Here is a 17,006-nt window from a genome sequence, read left to right as displayed (position 1 = left end):
TTGAAACCATGATTTCGCTGACGTTTTCAATCCTATTAGGTTCACTGAATGCGTGGTTTTGGTTGAATACTTACCTTGGTTCCAACCTCTCCGATCTGCTGCCCGTTGTAATGCTAGGCATCATCTTCTCTTTGATGTGTTTTTACTATTTCTACAACCGCGAACAGATGATGATTGCCGATAAGTTATTAGAAGAAACCAAGCGCAAGCAAGCCGAACAGGAAAAAGCACTTATTCTCAGCCAACTGATGCAGATGCAAAGCCAGATTGAACCTCATTTTTTATTCAACACCTTAGCGAATATCAGCGCTTTGATGACGCAAGATGTTGATAAGTCTCGCATGATGCTTGAGAAACTAACTGAACTACTGCGCACTACTTTGGCTAACTCACGCTTATCGCAAACCACAGTGGATGATGAAATCCGTCAATTAAGTGCCTATTTGGCAATTCAAAAAATTCGCCTCGATGAACGGCTCAAGTTCGACATTAGTGTCGATGATAAACTCACTTACGTCCCACTACCGCCAATGCTTATCCAACCGTTGGTGGAAAACGCCATCAAACACGGCATTGAACCCAAAAAGGCTGGTGGCACCATCAACATTTCATTTTCCGAGCACCAAGAAAAGCTAAAAATTCAAGTCAAGGACAACGGCATTGGTTTGAGCGATTCCGCGATAACAAAAGGCCATGGCGTCGCCTTAAACAACATTAAGCAACGCGTTAAAGGTTTGTATGCTCAACAAGGCCATGTTGATATAACCCAACCAGAGAACGGCGGCTTTTGCGTCACTATTTCCATTCCTATAGGTAAGGATTCTCGACCACTATGACATCTTTCACCGCCATTATTGCCGACGATGAAGCTCTTTTGCGTCATCATCTCGATAAAAGCCTTGCTGAAGTTTGGCCTGAGCTGGATGTCGTCGCCAGCTGTAGCGATGGTCAACAAGCTTTAACCGAAATCATCATGTTAAAACCCGATGTGGTTTTTCTTGATATTCGTATGCCTGAACTTGACGGTATGTCTGTGGCAAAAGCATTGAGAAAAAATGATTATCAACCCCTTGTGGTATTCGTTACTGCTTATGATGAATACGCCATCCAAGCCTTTGAACACAACGCGGTCGATTATTTACTTAAACCATTAAATGAAGATCGGTTGGAAAGCTGCTGCGATAAGCTCAAGCAACGACTTAAACGTCAAACAATCGCTCATCCCACGCCCGACATTAGCCAGCTATTGACACATATTAGCCAATTATCATCGCCTCAACCTCAGTACCTAACGTGGCTTAAAGCCTCTCATGGAGAAGATATACACCTCATCTCAGTCAGCGATGTCATCTACTTTAAAGCAGAGGAAAAATACGTCTCAATTTACACCGATGAAAATCGTGAATACCTCATTCGCACCCCTCTTAAAGAGCTGCTGACTCAACTCAATCCCGAAGAGTTTTGGAAAATTCATCGTTCGACCGTAGTAAGAGTGGCCGCTATTGAAAAGGTCAGTAAGGATTTTACCGGTCGCATGTTTGTTTTAATGCAGCAACATAAGTTACCCGTGAGTCGCGCACAACAAAGCTTATTCAAGGGGATGTAATCATTTACGCTTATTACCGTAAACATCGTCTAGCATAAAAAAGAGCCTTCTTTAAGAGAGGCTCTTTGATTTTGAATCGACAAGATAACCTAAGAAAGTGGCCGCAGATACGCCAAAAATTTCTTCTCAGCATTTTTAAACACCCACAGAATGATGAAGGTAAGCGCCATATAGAAAAGACCGGCGGTTAAAAATGATTCAAACGGTGCGTAATAACGAGAATTGACTAAACGAGCCGCCCCTGTCAGGTCCAATATGGTCACAATACCTGCCACCGCGCTGCCATGTAGCATGAAGATAACTTCATTACTGTAAGCGGGAAGCGCACGACGTAAAGCGCTTGGTAAGATAATACGGCGGTAGGTTTTAGCTGGGCTCATCCCATAAGCTTTTGCCGCTTCCACCTCACCTTTTGGCAAACCATTAATGGCACCACGAATAATTTCAGCAGTATAAGCTGATGTATTCATGACAAACGCCACTAAAGCACAAAACCAGGCATGTTCCCACAACGTATCTTTAACTGGGAAAAACTGATCCATGCCGTAGTAAATTAAGTACAGTTGCACCAATAACGGGGTACCGCGGAAAAAGTAAATAAACGCCCAACTTGGAGCCATTAAAAAATAGTTGTGACTATTACGTGCAATCGCCAGAGGTATCGCCACGCTTAAACCGATGATCAGAGCCAAACTCACCAGCCAAAAGGTGGTCCACAAGCCTTCAAAATAGATCGGTAAGCTTTCAATTATGAGAGAAAAGTCCATTTTCTACCTCGCATGAATACTAAACTTGCGTTCAACTAGCTTAAGTAAGCCGGTCGATACACTGGTAAAAAATAGGAATATCACTGCCACTGCCATGTAAAAGGTAAATGGCATTTTGGTTGACCCTGCAGCTAAAGCGCTCACACGCACCATGTCTTCAAGGCCGATGATTGAAACCAGCGCTGTCGTCTTTAGCAGCACCAACCAATTGTTGCCAAAACCAGGCAACGCATGGCGCACCATCTGCGGGAACAAAATACGACGAAACGCCAAAGTTGAACTCATTCCGTAGGCCTTAGCCGCTTCAAGTTCCCCCTTGTCGACAGCCATAATCGCACCACGGAAGGTCTCAGTCATATAAGCGCCGAAGATAAATCCGATCGTCAAAACGCCAGCAACAAACGGGCTCACATCAATGTAATCTGGTAAGTAGGCTGTCCACTCATGGTTTGGATCGCTTGAGGTAAACCACTCATTGAGCCATTCGTTGATCGAGTACAAACTGTTGTTGAGCAAGATTTGCCCACCAAAAAAGATAAGCATCATCAGGACGAGATCTGGAATTCCGCGAATGATGGTGGTGTATAGCGTAGCGATGGCTCTGGCAAAACGATAAGGCGCGAGCTTCGCTAACGCCCCCAACATGCCTAAAATCATCGCAAGCAACAATGAAAGCAGTGCGACTTCAATTGTTACCACTGCCCCCTTTAGAATTGAGGCTTCATATCCTTGAAGATCCAGCATAGGTAAGTTCCTGTCCCTAGACTTAAATCGGCCGTTAGCGACTTCTAGGAACAAGCCAACGGCCGCGAGCACCAAGCGACATCAATCAGTGACCATTCAAGAATAAGTCAGAATGGTCAAAAGCTTAATGAGCTTGGTATACATTCAAATTACTGACCATAAACATCATAGTTGAAGTATTTTGCCGCGATCTCTTGATATACACCTTTCTCACGTAGAGAAAGAATCGCTGCATCAAGTTTTTCCGTCAGATCTTTGTCTTGTTTGCGAACAGCAATGCCAAAGCCTTCACCGAACCATTTAGGATCAGTTAACGAAGGACCAACAAATTCATAGGCGTCTCCGCCTTTAGCATTCAGTACACCTTCTTCTAACGCTGATGCATCACCCAATACCGCAGCAATACGACCGTTGGCGAGATCAAGATACGCTTCATCAAATGAGCCATAACGCACAATTTCTACATCTTCGTAGTTATCCGTTAGGTATTTGTCGTGCGTTGTTGCGCGCTGCACACCAATTTTCACACCAGCAAGATTATCAAAGTTTAAATCGGCATCTTTTTTGGCAATAAAATTGTTTGGAATAAGGGCGTATTTACCCGTGAAATCGATTTTCTTTTTACGCTCTTCAGTGATAGACATCGCGGCGATAATTGCGTCATATTTACGTGCCAACAGTGAAGGAATGATGCCGTCCCAATCTTGCGGTACGATCTTACATTTCACTTCCATTTCTTGGCACAAAGCATTGGCCATATCGACATCAAAGCCTTTCAGTGAGCCATCCGCTTCTGTCCAGCTAAACGGAGGGTAAGCACCTTCAATACCAAAACGAACCGTTTTCCATTCTTTCGCTTGGGCCATACCTGTTACTGTTGTAGCTGCAAGTGCCGCTACCACTAACCACTTTTTCATTTCCATACTCCTGTGATTGTTTTACTTATTCGATGTTGTATTACTTTTTTTATATTGCTTATGTTGTGTTGCGTTGGCTCTTTAAAGCCGCCGTGAAAGGGGTCGCCTTTCATGGCTAATAAATTGACGAGATAAATTGTTGAAGCCGTTCTGACTCGGGATTAGTAAATAGCTCGGTCGGATTGCCTTGCTCTTCCACCAATCCTTGGTGCAAAAACATCACATGATTGGAAACGTCGCGAGCAAAGGCCATTTCATGTGTCACAACCAACATGGTACGACCCTCTTCCGCAAGATCTCGCATCACTCCTAACACTTCACCGACTAGCTCAGGGTCTAGGGCCGATGTTGGCTCATCAAACAACATAACCTCAGGATCAACCGCCAGTGCGCGAGCGATCGCGGCTCGTTGCTGCTGCCCGCCGCAAAGATGGCCAGGGTAGTAATCTTTGCGCTCATACAAGCCCACTTTCTTTAAGATTAGCTCGGCATTTTCAATCGCTTGTGCTTTCGCGACTCCAAGTACGTGAATTGGCGCTTCAATCACATTTTCAAGCACGGTCATGTGTGACCAAAGGTTAAACCCTTGAAACACCATCGCCAAGCGAGAGCGGATGCGTTGAACCTGTTTATCATTGGCAGGAATGGCCTCTCCGGCGCGGCCATTTTTCATTTCGATCAATTCTCCATTGACCCAAATTTCACCGGCAGTTGGCGTTTCAAGCAGATTGATACAGCGAAGGAAGGTGCTTTTTCCAGACCCAGATGAACCAATAATTGAAATAACATCGCCTTTATGAGCTTCTAAAGAGATCCCTTTCAATACTTGGTTTTGGCCAAATGTTTTATGCAGATTTTTGATATTAAGCGCTGGTACTTCATTCATGCGCTACCACTCCCTGTACTTAATTTAACCGATCGCGTTATTCATACGTTCAGTAACATGGGCTCCTCCCATAATGAGTCTGAAACTAGCACTAACCCCAACGACATGCAACAAATTATTAACCTATACAAAGCTTATATATAGTCAAATTATATGACTATTAATTCATCCAGCAGTCATAAATACTTCTTTCGTTGCATATATATCGCAAATGCATTGATGTAAAAACCAGCAAAAACATTAACAAAAATGAAAACTATCTCACTTTTTGCTTTAAGAAACACATAGCCTTACAACCAAAAGGAAACATTTGCGGTACGTCTAATAAAAATTACATTATGAAACCTATTTACAGCGTTATGATTTCAGCTAGTTAAACTTTAACCATTCTGCGTAGTTTTCTTTCACATTCTTTCATAAAGTGATCTAAATCAATCACTGCACCGGATTAGCACGTTAAACTCCCGAAAGATAAAAGCCTCAATAGAATCTTTTGTCCGGATCTTCGTCTATTTTAAAGCACATAGACTTCGTGCTACGTAGGCGGTATAAAGATCTCTATGCAGGAAGCTTAACGTTGTTACGCAGTCGCTTAGAACAAAATTAAAGACAAGCGACTTTAAAGAATCATTAACTTTTATAATATGAGGAATCTATGTCAGACGCAGTCAATAAGCCGCACTCTGATTCGGATATCGAGAACAAGAGCTACCAAGAGCTGCACCGTCCAGCTTCGGAGTTCGAAACCCGTTCAGATTACCTAGATCACGAACTACAAATTATGAAGCCTCGTCGCTTCGCTCTAAACCTTCCTGGTCGTGATTTCCGTTTCGAATTAGAAGACCTTGTTCCAGCACTAGCTGGCACAATCGGCATCATCGCGATGTACTCAGCGGTAATGATGTCTTGGGCAGAAGGCTTATCAGCCGCTTGGGATCACGTAAATCTTGGTAAAGAATTCGCGATCGAAGTTGCTCGTGTAGAAATGCTTATCCCAGCATTCTTGTTCTGTGTTCTAGCCTCTGGCTTTGTTAACCCGAAAGCAAACCTTGCGGGTAACCACGGTCCAATGATCCCACTAATCGGTACGATCGCTCTTGCCGGTGCACACCCTCTTGCGTTAGCAATTTTGATTGGTATCTTTGGTCTGATTCTTAGCTTCCTTAAAGGTGGCTCGAAACTGGTGAACCTCACCTCGGAAGGTACAGCCGGTGGCTTGCTAATCTTCCTAGGTCTAACAGGTACCATGAGCCAAATCACCTCTATTCAAGAGTGGGCGGTTGGTCTGCAATCTAGCACCGTTGAAGCGGGTAGCATGGGTTATGTCGGCCTGATTGTTCTTGCTGTGACGATTGCTCTATACGCTTTACTTGCAAAAGTGAACAAGCGTTGGTTGGCAATTCCAGTGTGTGCATTCACCGGTCTTATCATTGCTCTAATCCTAGGCGCAGGTTTCGATATTAAATTCGTAACTGAAACTGGTCTTCCTAACCTAAACCCAGTTTACTGGTGGGGTAGCACAGACGAAGGTTGGATGCTTGGTCTACCAAACACGCAACACTTCATCGCGTCACTACCGTTTGCTATCCTAGCAGTTGCAATGTGGTCACCAGACTTCCTAGGTCACCGTATTTTCCAAGAACTGAACTACCCACGTAAGACTGAAAAAGTACTTATGGACGTTGATGATACAATGACCATGTGTTCTATCCGTCAGATGGTTGGTACTGCAGTTGGTGGTGGTAACATCACGTCTTCTTGGGGTACTTACATGATCCCTGCAGCGATTGCTAAACGTCCTATCCCAGGCGGCGCAATCTTGCTAGGTCTACTGGTTATGATCATCGCGATCCTTGGTTTCCCAATGGATATCGCTGTATGGCCACCAGTAATGCGTGTTGCTCTACTTGTAGGTGTATCTCTACCTCTACTTGAAGCAGGTATGCAGATGGTTAAAGACTCTAAAGATTCACAAGCTGCAGGTATCTGTATCTTTGGTTCTGCGGTTGTTAACCCAGTTCTTGCTTGGGCACTAACCATGCTGCTAGATAACAACGGTCTAATCGGTGATAAAGAGCGTGCTGCTCGTCTATCATTCGTTGATAAGATCGTTATCCCTGTAGGTGTTCTTGTAATCTGTTTGGTTGCAATGCTTGCAGTTGGTATGCTTGAAGGTCAATACGGTATCAAAGCATTCCTATAATTTTTAAGCTATAACTGTGGGGGGCAAACATATATGCCCCCTTTTTTATCAACATTTTTTAGGATTTATTGATTTAGTTTAAGGTTTAAAAATTTTTTTAGTGTAACCTTGAAAATGAACTGGTAAGATTCCACATAAAGAGTAGTGACAATATTTATAGGTTTGTGATCGGTTTTAATACCGAAACGGTACAGGCTATACATATTGTTATTAATTAGAGTGTACTGTTCCCGATTCTCGGGATAGCTGGCTCAACAGCGAAAGCAGTACGTGTTTTTTCTACTAAAAAGGTAGGTATGTCATGGCAGAGCAATTTGCTAAAGCTTGGGAAGGTTTTGCTGCAGGTGAGTGGCAAAGCGAAGTAAACGTTCGTGATTTCATCCAAAAGAACTACGCTCCATATGAAGGCGACGAATCTTTCCTAGTTTCTGAAGGTACTGAAGCAACTAACGTGCTTTGGGCTAAAGTAATGGAAGGCATCAAAATTGAGAACGCAACTAAAGCGCCTCTTGATTTCGATACTGACGTTATTTCTACCATCACTGCTCACGATGCAGGCTACATCGAAAAAGATCTAGAAACTATCGTTGGTCTACAAACTGAGAAACCACTTAAACGTGCAATCATCCCTAACGGTGGTGTACGTATGGTTGAAGGTTCTTGCAAAGCATACGGTGAAACTCTTGACCCTATGATTTCAAAAATCTACTCAGAATACCGCAAAACGCACAACGCTGGCGTTTTCGATATCTACACTCCTGATATCCTAGCATGTCGTAAGTCTGGTGTTCTAACTGGTCTTCCAGATGCATACGGCCGTGGTCGTATCATCGGTGACTACCGTCGTGTTGCACTGTACGGTATCAACTTCCTAATGAAAGACAAGCTAGCTCAATTCACGTCTCTACAAGAGCGTTTTGAGAACGGCGAAGACCTAACGGCAACTATGCAACTTCGTGAAGAAATTGCAGAGCAACACCGCGCTCTAGGTCAAATCAAAGTTATGGCTGCTAAGTACGGCTACGATATCTCTGAGCCAGCACAAACTGCTCAAGAAGCTATCCAGTGGACTTACTTCGGCTACCTAGCTGCTGTTAAATCACAAAACGGTGCAGCAATGTCTCTAGGTCGTACTTCGACTTTCCTAGACATCTTCATCCAACGTGATATCGAAGCTGGCAAGATCACTGAAGTAGAAGCTCAAGAAATGATCGACCACTTCGTAATGAAGCTACGTATGGTTCGTTTCCTACGTACTCCTGAATACGATGAGTTGTTCTCTGGTGACCCAATCTGGGCTACTGAGTCAATGGGTGGTATGGGTATCGACGGTCGTACACTAGTTACACGTACTAACTTCCGTTTCCTAAACAGCCTATACACTATGGGTCCTTCTCCAGAGCCAAACATCACTGTACTTTGGTCTGAGCAGCTACCTGACGGCTTCAAACGTTTCTGTGCAAAAGTATCTATCGATACTTCTTCTATCCAGTACGAAAACGATGATCTAATGCGTCCTGACCTACAATCTGACGACTACGCAATCGCATGTTGTGTATCTCCAATGATCGTTGGTAAGCAAATGCAGTTCTTTGGCGCTCGTGCTAACCTTGCTAAAACTATGCTTTACGCAATCAACGGCGGCGTTGATGAGAAGCTGAAAATGCAAGTTGGTCCAAAAGAAGCACCAATGACTGACGCTGTTCTTGATTACGATAAAGTAATGGATCGTCTAGATCACTTCATGGATTGGCTAGCTAAGCAATACGTGACTGCACTAAACAGCATCCACTACATGCACGACAAATACAGCTACGAAGCGTCTCTAATGGCTCTTCATGACCGTGACGTTCGTCGTACTATGGCATGTGGTATCGCAGGTCTATCTGTTGCAGCTGACTCACTATCTGCAATCAAATTCGCAACTGTTAAACCAGTTCGTGACGAAGATGGCATTGCAATCGACTTCGAAATCGAAGGCGATTACCCTAAATTCGGTAACAACGATTCACGCGTAGATGACATCGCATGTGAACTAGTTTCTACGTTTATGGGCAAAATCCGTAAACTTAAGATGTACCGTGATGCAATCCCAACTCAGTCTATCCTTACTATCACTTCAAACGTTGTGTACGGTAAGAAAACTGGTAACACTCCAGATGGCCGTCGTGCTGGCGCTCCTTTCGCTCCTGGTGCAAACCCAATGCACGGTCGCGATGAGAAAGGTGCTGTAGCATCACTAACATCTGTAGGTAAACTACCGTTTGCTGACGCTCAAGATGGTATCTCTTACACTTTCTCTATCGTGCCAAACGCACTAGGTAAAGAAGAAGATAGCCAACGTTCTAACCTTGCAGGCCTAATGGATGGTTACTTCCACCACGAAGCTGGCATCGAAGGTGGTCAACACCTAAACGTGAACGTTCTTAACCGTGAAACTCTAGAAGACGCAGTTAAGCACCCTGAGAAATACCCTCAGCTAACAATCCGTGTATCTGGTTACGCTGTACGCTTTAACTCTCTAACTACAGAGCAACAAGCTGACGTAATCGCACGTACTTTCACTGAGTCTCTATAATTCTCGGTTGAATGATTGATGAAGCCCCGCTATTTAGCGGGGCTTTTTTTTGCCTGCAATTCCCCCAACGATTGACCCATCCTATTGCAATTTCGACCCACATTTGAAAACTGAATAGATAACAAACCAAGATTGGATTAAGCGCACAACATCGATGTAATTTGCGTCACAAAGATAACGCTTGTAGTAACATAACACTCTATTCTTCTTCACCGAGCGCTGTAGTCTTATGAACGTTATCCGTTGTATTTCTTTGGCTATTTTGCCTATGGTGTTACTGACACCAGCGGTAGGCCTGGCCTCCGATCGTGCTACCCTATCGTTTTCTATCGATAACGATGGCATCTTTGGTGTTGATCAAGACTATACCAATGGCCTGTTTCTCTCCTATACCTCAGCGGCTATCCAACCCAATCGCTTTACGTCATTGTTGAGCTTATCTCACTGGGGCGCAGCATCTTTGGATAAATACGAGTTTACACTTGGTCACAAGATGTATACCCCAACTGATATTGAGGCCTCTGAACCACTCGCCAACAATCGTCCTTATGCAGGCTTTCTCCATACTGAATTTAACTATCTCAGTTTACACCCCCAGCAAGCGCAGCGTTTTAATCTCACCCTCGGCACCACCGGGGAAAATTCCTTAGCGGATAAAGCGCAAGATTTGGTGCATGGCATTACCGGCTCAGATCAGCCTAATGGCTGGCAGTATCAGGTGGACGATCAATGGATCGCAAATGTCGGCTATCTAAGTCATTTCAATTGGTATCGTGTTGGGGTGACGAGCAATACCGAATTTGAAATCTCAAATGTATCTGAAATTAACGCCGGTAACTTTCGCAGCGATATTTCAACCGGGATAATGTTTCGTTGGGGGGCTGACCTTGGGGGTAACCTTGGGGCTGCTAATATAGACAGCGAGAATCCATTCAGAGCCGGCATGCTCGGTGCATCAAAAGGAGGTTGGTTCATGTATGGTGGTATCGAAGCTCGCTACCGATTTAATGATATCACGATTGAAGGTGATCGTTCAGGACTGCCCGACCCTGGGCTTTATGAAGTGAAACTCGCCCATAATCAAGCCACCGCCGTCATGGGGGTTGCGTGGTATAACTCGGCTTACGGCCTTAGTCTTTCAACCACGATTAAAACCGCCGATTACAAGGAAGCTCCCGACGATATTTACGGAACAGGAAGCTTAGCGCTGTTTGCTTTTTTCTAGTTTTAGCAAGCGGTTGATCGGTTCGATACCACCAGAGCTAGAATCAGCACTAACCTTGGATTTATTTATCCTCACGGCTTGGTTAACCCTATTTAAAATGACGTTTTTGTAATAAAATGACAGGCAAATAATTTATAAGAGATGAGCTCATGTCTACAACTGGTCGTATTCATTCTTTTGAATCATGTGGCACTGTCGATGGTCCTGGAATCCGCTTTATTGTTTTCCTTCAAGGCTGTTTAATGCGCTGTATGTATTGTCATAACCGCGATACATGGGACACCCATGATGGTAAAGAAGTGACCGTTGAAGAGATCATCAACGAAGCCAAAAGCTACCGCCATTTCATGAAAGCATCAGGTGGTGGTATTACTTGTTCAGGCGGTGAAGCGATGCTTCAGCCAGAATTTGTGCGTGATTTTTTCCGCGCGGCGCAAGCTGAAGGTATCCACACTTGTCTAGACACCAATGGCTACATTCGTAAACACACTGATGTGGTTGATGAAGTGTTGGAAGCCACCGATCTAGTGATGCTTGATCTTAAACACATGAAAGATGAAGTTCACCAAGAGTTTATTGGTGTGTCAAACCGTCGTGTATTAGATTTTGCTCGCTACTTACAAAAGATTGGTCAAAAAACGTGGATTCGTTACGTTGTGGTGCCGGGCTACACTGATGAAGATGAAGCTGCGCACATGCTTGGTGAATTCATCAAAGATATGGACAACGTAGAGAAAATCGAACTGTTGCCATACCACAAACTGGGTGCCCATAAATGGGAAGCGCTTGGCTTTGACTACCCACTAGATGGTGTAAATCCACCGTCAAAAGAGACGATGGAAAACATCCAATCAATCCTGAGCCAGTACCACTCAAACGTGAAATACTGATCAGCTTAAACTCGATTAAAAAAGGGCGCGACCAACTGGTTAGCGCCCTTTTTGTTGTTTGAGATTTTTACTGGGTATTACCACGTGTTGTTGCATAGAAACGAAGAAACTAAACGATGAAGCTAAACGATGAAGCGAAGAAACTAAACGATGTTTGCTCCCCCGCTCTATCGCCCAACAACGGCAAACTACTTACCCTGAATAATCACATCCTCGTAGCTAAATGTGCCGCTATCCAAAGCTTGAATGGTTTCCTTTTTCGCATCGAAATTCAGGGTATTTAAGTCAACGCGGCGAATGGTGCTGTCATGCATGGTTTTGTAAAACAGTAAACCGTTGCTTTGATCAATAACCGAGGTCCATTGAGTGGCACTTGGTAAGTCGGGAATGTGGGATTTTTCATTAAACTCACTGCCCAGTGGAATATCAAAATTGTTCAGAATATGGAACGCCTGTGATACCGCTTGCTCGCCATTTTTTAGCTCTGGAGCTGAGTTAACATAAAACGCGGCACGCACAAAGCGAGACGGTGGCGAGATGTCACCTGGCAAGCCGACAAACGCAGAACCAACCCCAAACGATTGGGCTTCAACGCCATTGATCTTTTGCCCTGCACTGGTACCGGGATGCAAATTAATGTAGTTGTTTAGATTGGTTACATGCCATGAATAGTCTGGCGAATTAGTCAGTACTTGGGCGGTATTTTTGTGAATATTGATTTTACCGTGATCCATTATTTCAATCACAATACTGTTGCCCTGTTTATCCGACACACGCCAGTGCGCGGTTGGTGATGGATTACCTTGCTGATCAAAATAGACGGTCACAATCTTAATTTTACTCAGTGCAGCTTCAACCTGCTCGACCGTTTCAAACTGGCTAAGCATCCAACGTACAAAATCCATATCGGTGATATTGTTGCTGGTATCTTGCGGGTCATAAGTTGCCAACGAACCGTAATTGCGGAAATAGAACAAACCAGCACTTAAACCCTTTTCATTGACCCCTTCCGCGATAAATTTATCATCACTAACAGAAATCCCCGCAAAGCCATATTTGCTTTCCCAAGTCAGACCGTGCTTTTGATCTGGCATGGTTGAGGTATAGCGATAATCACGTGGAGAAACCACCAGCTTACTATTCAGATCACTGTGACCCCATTCGATCGTGCGCGCTTGAATATAATCATCATTAGTGGTGGAAAGAGAAATGCCAGTACATGCATTGGCAGCGTAGCTAAAACAAGATGCGCAAATTAACGCTAATATCGATTTTTTCATAATTCAGTCACACTTAATGGTATCGATTTAAAATCTGCTCGATGGCAGTCTAGATTGTCCATTTAAAACTACACCTATCCTCGCCAATAAACAAAGCTAACGGCCACATTTTATGCATGTAGATTCGCTTCTATGCCTGATTCCACTTAGCTTGCTGACACATAAAATTAAATACACATATATTAAGGTAAAAAGTTTTCATTTTTGCTCATAAACCTGTGTTGAGATCATGTTTCATTACACAACAAAAGGCTAACCTAAGCACAAGAAAGATGTATTAGAACTATGAGGCCACCCAATGGAAATGACAAACGCTCAACGTTTGATCCTATCTAACCAGTACTACTTGATGTCGCAAATGGACCCAACAAACGCGGCTAAATACAAGCGCTTACAAACAATTGTAGAGCGTGGCTACGTAATGCAAATGCGTGAGTTAAATAAAGATTTTGGTTGTATTGAAGAAGATGAATGTCGTGAGATTACCGACATTATGGAAATGTATCATGCGATGCAAGAATCCAACAACATGCTAGAAGAGCACGAACGCAAAGAAGTGGACCAGCGCCGTTTACAATTCCTTGGTTTTGACTGTGGTTCAGAATGTAAACTGGTGCATTACGTCCGTTTCCTAGTGGAATCTGAAGGTCTTTACCCACAATTTGATAAAGGTGAGCACCACTTCAACGCACAAATGCCGATGCTTGAGAAATACCGTCGCATGCTGACAACATGGCGCAAATGCCCACGTCAATACCACTTATGTGCTAACGAACTTAAGCAAATCTTTAACGCTTAAATCGGCACAAAAAATTGTATCAGGGTTGCATTAGCAACCCTTTTTTATTGCTGTTACCGTGGTTAGAACACGTAAGCAATACCAATGTTTCCGGTCGTGTTGACCCCTGATTCAATCAATGGGCTCTTCTCAATCTCACCCTCTAAGTTAGTGTATCGCACCCCACCTGTCACACGAATGTTGGGCGTAATGTGCATAAAGGCCGATGCGCCAATAAAATACTGACCATCCCAGCTAGGATCAAAATGGTCAATCCCAGCGCGAGCCGCTTCACTCTTACTCACGCCGTATAAATGGTTATTGATCTTATCGCTATTGTAGGCGTAGCCGATACTTGGCGTCACTGCCCAACCGCGGCCTCGAATTGGCAAACGCCAAGCCGCTTCGGCGTATAAACCGTTGTGCTTACCGCCTATATCACTGCCCGCTGTTGCTTCAAACATACCTACCATAGTAATCAACTGATAACTCACCCCGCCTAAGATGGTGCTTTTACGTTCATCCATTTGCTGTACAACGGCGTTATCAGAATCTTCTGGCTTTAGCGTTCGAGGATCATAAACGGCGCGAAAAACGATATTGTGTGTCGAACCAATTGGATTTAAGCGGTAACCGGCACTAAAGCCTCGCATAAAGAAATGCTCCCCCTCATAGCCAACCACAGGAATCACCGCTTTGTTAGCGGGCGTGTCTTTATAAACGGCCGGTGAATAAGAAGCCGCCACACCTAGTGACCATTGTGAGATTTTGGCGTGCGCTAACCATGGCGTAAAAGCAGTACATGCGGCAAGGCTGATGATCAAATGTTTGTTCACTGATAAATCCAATTGGTTGGTTAAAATCTTGAGTGCCACTATACAGAATGGCGTACTATCAATCAAACCGATCATCTAGCCAACAAATAACTCGCAATCAACTATATTTATATTAGTGATATCGTCCAATTAATCATCCCTGTATTCACCCTATTCCACAGCATTTACACCACCCGCTTTTACGCGCAGTAAAACGGGTTACACATTCAATTAATGCAAATAAACACATATTTTTTAAGCAATATTCGAAATTCCCACTAGGCTTAATTAATGAGGGATTAGTTATTTATTAGCGAGTTGTATGTCAGTTATACAGGTTCAGAGGGGAAATCATTATGAGCATTTTCGACCATTTCCAAGCGCGCTATGAAGCAGCCAAGGATGAGGAGTTATCTTTACAAGATTTCTTAGCACTATGTAAAGATGACAAAAGCGCATACGCCAACGCAGCTGAGCGTTTGCTTATGGCGATAGGTGAGCCGGAGGTCATTGATACAGCTCAAGATCCTCATCTAAGTCGCATCTTTTCAAATCGTGTTATTTCACGTTATGAAACATTCAAAGACTTTTACGGCATGGAAGATGCCATAGAACAAATCGTTTCCTATCTAAAACACTCCGCACAAGGTTTAGAAGAACGGAAGCAAATCCTCTATCTACTTGGCCCCGTTGGTGGCGGTAAATCATCGTTAGCCGAGAAACTCAAAGCACTAATGCAACAAGTTCCGGTATACATGCTTTCTGCTGATGGCGAACGTAGCCCGGTCAATGACCATCCATTTTGCTTATTTGATGTCGCGGAAGATGGTGAATTGCTCAAGCAAGAATATGGTATCGAAAAACGCTACCTACGCTCAATCATGTCACCATGGGCTGCAAAACGCTTGCATGACTTCGGTGGTGACATTACCAAATTCAAAGTGGTTAAAGTCCGTCCTTCGATTCTCGACCAATTAGCGATTGCGAAGACCGAACCGGGTGATGAAAACAACCAAGATATCTCATCGCTGGTCGGTAAAGTCGATATCCGCATGCTTGAGCACTTCTCGCAAGATGATCCAGATGCATACAGCTACTCTGGCGCGTTGTGTAAAGCGAACCAAGGTGTGATGGAATTTGTCGAGATGTTTAAGGCACCACTGAAAGTGCTACATCCATTGCTAACAGCAACGCAAGAAGGTAACTACAACGGTACTGAGGGCCTCTCTGCTCTCCCATTTGATGGCATGATTCTCGCGCACTCAAATGAGTCAGAATGGCAGACTTTCCGTAACAACAAAAACAACGAAGCGTTTCTCGACCGTGTGTACATCGTCAAGGTACCTTACTGTTTGCGTGTTTCGGAAGAAGTCAAAATTTATCAAAAGCTGCTTGATCACTCAGAGCTATCTAATGCGCCATGCTCACCAAGCACACTCGACCTGTTGTCGCAGTTTAGTATCTTATCGCGTCTAAAAGAGCCTGAAAATTCATCCGTATTTTCGAAAATGAGGGTTTACGATGGTGAAACCCTTAAAGACACCGATCCTAAAGCGAAAAGCTATCAAGAGTATCGTGATTACGCCGGTGTGGATGAAGGGATGTCAGGCCTTTCAACCCGTTTTGCATTTAAGATCCTATCACGCGTATTTAACTTTGATCAGACAGAAGTGGCTGCAAACCCAGTCCACCTGTTCTATGTCATTGAACAACAAATTGAGCGAGAGCAGTTCCCGCAAGAAGTCGCAGAAAAATACCTTGAGTTCTTGAAGGGCTATTTGGTTCCCCGCTATGTGGAATTCATCGGCAAAGAGATTCAAACCGCTTACTTAGAATCCTATTCCGAGTACGGCCAAAATATCTTTGACCGCTATGTCACCTATGCTGACTTCTGGATTCAGGATCAAGAATACCGTGATCCAGAGACCGGCCAATTGTTCGACCGCTCGGCGCTCAACAATGAGCTAGAGAAAATTGAAAAAACGGCGGGCATCAGTAATCCAAAAGACTTCCGTAATGAGATCGTCAATTTCGTACTGCGTGCTAGAGCCAATAACAACGGTTCCAATCCTGTATGGACCAGTTATGAAAAACTCCGTACCGTCATCGAGAAGAAAATGTTCTCTAATACTGAAGAGCTGCTTCCAGTGATTTCCTTTAACAGTAAAACCTCTTCTGAAGATCAGAAGAAACATGACGACTTCGTCGCTCGTATGATGGAGAAAGGCTACACCGAGAAACAAGTACGCCTACTATCTGAATGGTATCTCCGCGTTCGTAAGTCCTCTTAACAGCGGACTTACCCCTCATTGACGGA

The 17,006-nt window shown here is 43.9% G+C and carries 14 protein-coding genes; 8 read left to right on the top strand and 6 right to left on the bottom strand.

Annotated features, from left to right (window positions below; all coding sequences use genetic code 11):
- Together RH85_RS03760 and RH85_RS03755 are read left to right on the top strand one after the other, a co-directional pair.
- A partial coding sequence (locus RH85_RS03760) for a sensor histidine kinase (protein ID WP_006710868.1) occupies positions 1 to 836 on the top strand: 836 nt, incomplete at its 5' end.
- A complete protein-coding gene (locus RH85_RS03755; protein ID WP_006710867.1) occupies positions 833 to 1,606 on the top strand; it encodes a LytR/AlgR family response regulator transcription factor in 774 nt (257 codons plus the stop codon). The genes RH85_RS03760 and RH85_RS03755, both read left to right, overlap by 4 nt.
- 89 nt (positions 1,607 to 1,695) lie before the next feature.
- Here the strand turns inward: RH85_RS03755 and RH85_RS03750 are convergent, their stop codons facing one another.
- The 4 genes from RH85_RS03750 to RH85_RS03735 form a co-directional block, all read right to left on the bottom strand.
- Entirely contained in the window at positions 1,696 to 2,373 is a 678-nt protein-coding gene (locus tag RH85_RS03750) for an ABC transporter permease (protein WP_006710866.1), read from the bottom strand.
- A 3-nt stretch (positions 2,374 to 2,376) separates the two neighbouring features.
- Positions 2,377 to 3,117 (bottom strand): ABC transporter permease, encoded by a 741-nt coding sequence (locus RH85_RS03745; RefSeq protein WP_006710865.1) that lies wholly within the window; start codon positions 3,115 to 3,117, stop codon positions 2,377 to 2,379.
- A 149-nt stretch (positions 3,118 to 3,266) separates the two neighbouring features.
- Positions 3,267 to 4,034: an ABC transporter substrate-binding protein gene (locus RH85_RS03740; protein ID WP_006710864.1), complete on the bottom strand. Its 768-nt coding sequence runs from the start codon at positions 4,032 to 4,034 to the stop codon at positions 3,267 to 3,269.
- 115 nt (positions 4,035 to 4,149) lie between these two features.
- A complete protein-coding gene (locus RH85_RS03735; protein WP_006710863.1) occupies positions 4,150 to 4,920 on the bottom strand; it encodes an ABC transporter ATP-binding protein in 771 nt (256 codons plus the stop codon).
- Positions 4,921 to 5,575: 655 nt separating this feature from the next.
- Between RH85_RS03735 and RH85_RS03730 the strand changes: the two genes are divergently transcribed.
- From RH85_RS03730 to pflA, 4 genes are all read left to right on the top strand, one after another.
- A complete protein-coding gene (locus RH85_RS03730; protein ID WP_006710862.1) occupies positions 5,576 to 7,123 on the top strand; it encodes a DUF3360 family protein in 1,548 nt (515 codons plus the stop codon).
- A gap of 301 nt (positions 7,124 to 7,424) precedes the next feature.
- Complete coding sequence (gene pflB, locus RH85_RS03725) at positions 7,425 to 9,701, top strand: formate C-acetyltransferase (RefSeq protein WP_006710861.1); 2,277 nt, start codon at positions 7,425 to 7,427, stop codon at positions 9,699 to 9,701.
- Between the two features lie 229 nt (positions 9,702 to 9,930).
- A complete protein-coding gene (locus RH85_RS03720) occupies positions 9,931 to 10,926 on the top strand; it encodes a lipid A deacylase LpxR family protein (RefSeq protein ID WP_006710860.1) in 996 nt (331 codons plus the stop codon).
- Between the two features lie 149 nt (positions 10,927 to 11,075).
- Positions 11,076 to 11,816 (top strand): pyruvate formate lyase 1-activating protein, encoded by a 741-nt coding sequence (pflA, locus tag RH85_RS03715; protein ID WP_006710859.1) that lies wholly within the window; start codon positions 11,076 to 11,078, stop codon positions 11,814 to 11,816.
- Between the two features lie 188 nt (positions 11,817 to 12,004).
- Here pflA and RH85_RS03710 read toward each other — a convergent pair whose 3' ends face one another.
- Positions 12,005 to 13,096, bottom strand: coding sequence for a linear amide C-N hydrolase (locus RH85_RS03710; protein ID WP_006710858.1), 1,092 nt, complete (start codon positions 13,094 to 13,096; stop codon positions 12,005 to 12,007).
- Positions 13,097 to 13,394: 298 nt separating this feature from the next.
- Between RH85_RS03710 and RH85_RS03705 the strand changes: the two genes are divergently transcribed.
- Entirely contained in the window at positions 13,395 to 13,895 is a 501-nt protein-coding gene (locus RH85_RS03705; RefSeq protein WP_006710857.1) for a YfbU family protein, read from the top strand.
- Positions 13,896 to 13,957: 62 nt separating this feature from the next.
- Here the strand turns inward: RH85_RS03705 and RH85_RS03700 are convergent, their stop codons facing one another.
- Positions 13,958 to 14,710 (bottom strand): MipA/OmpV family protein, encoded by a 753-nt coding sequence (locus RH85_RS03700; protein WP_039948509.1) that lies wholly within the window; start codon positions 14,708 to 14,710, stop codon positions 13,958 to 13,960.
- Between the two features lie 335 nt (positions 14,711 to 15,045).
- On the opposite strand from RH85_RS03700, the gene RH85_RS03695 reads away from it, so the two are divergent.
- The gene (locus RH85_RS03695) at positions 15,046 to 16,980 is read left to right on the top strand and encodes a PrkA family serine protein kinase (RefSeq protein WP_006710855.1); all 1,935 of its coding nucleotides are present in this window, start codon (positions 15,046 to 15,048) and stop codon (positions 16,978 to 16,980) included.
- The last annotated feature ends 26 nt before the right edge of the window (positions 16,981 to 17,006 follow it).

It is taken from the genome of Vibrio ichthyoenteri ATCC 700023 (assembly GCF_000222605.1).
Lineage (GTDB): Bacteria > Pseudomonadota > Gammaproteobacteria > Enterobacterales > Vibrionaceae > Vibrio > Vibrio ichthyoenteri.
Note: the sequence above shows the minus strand (reverse complement) of the source record. Positions and strands in the feature narration are given on the sequence as shown.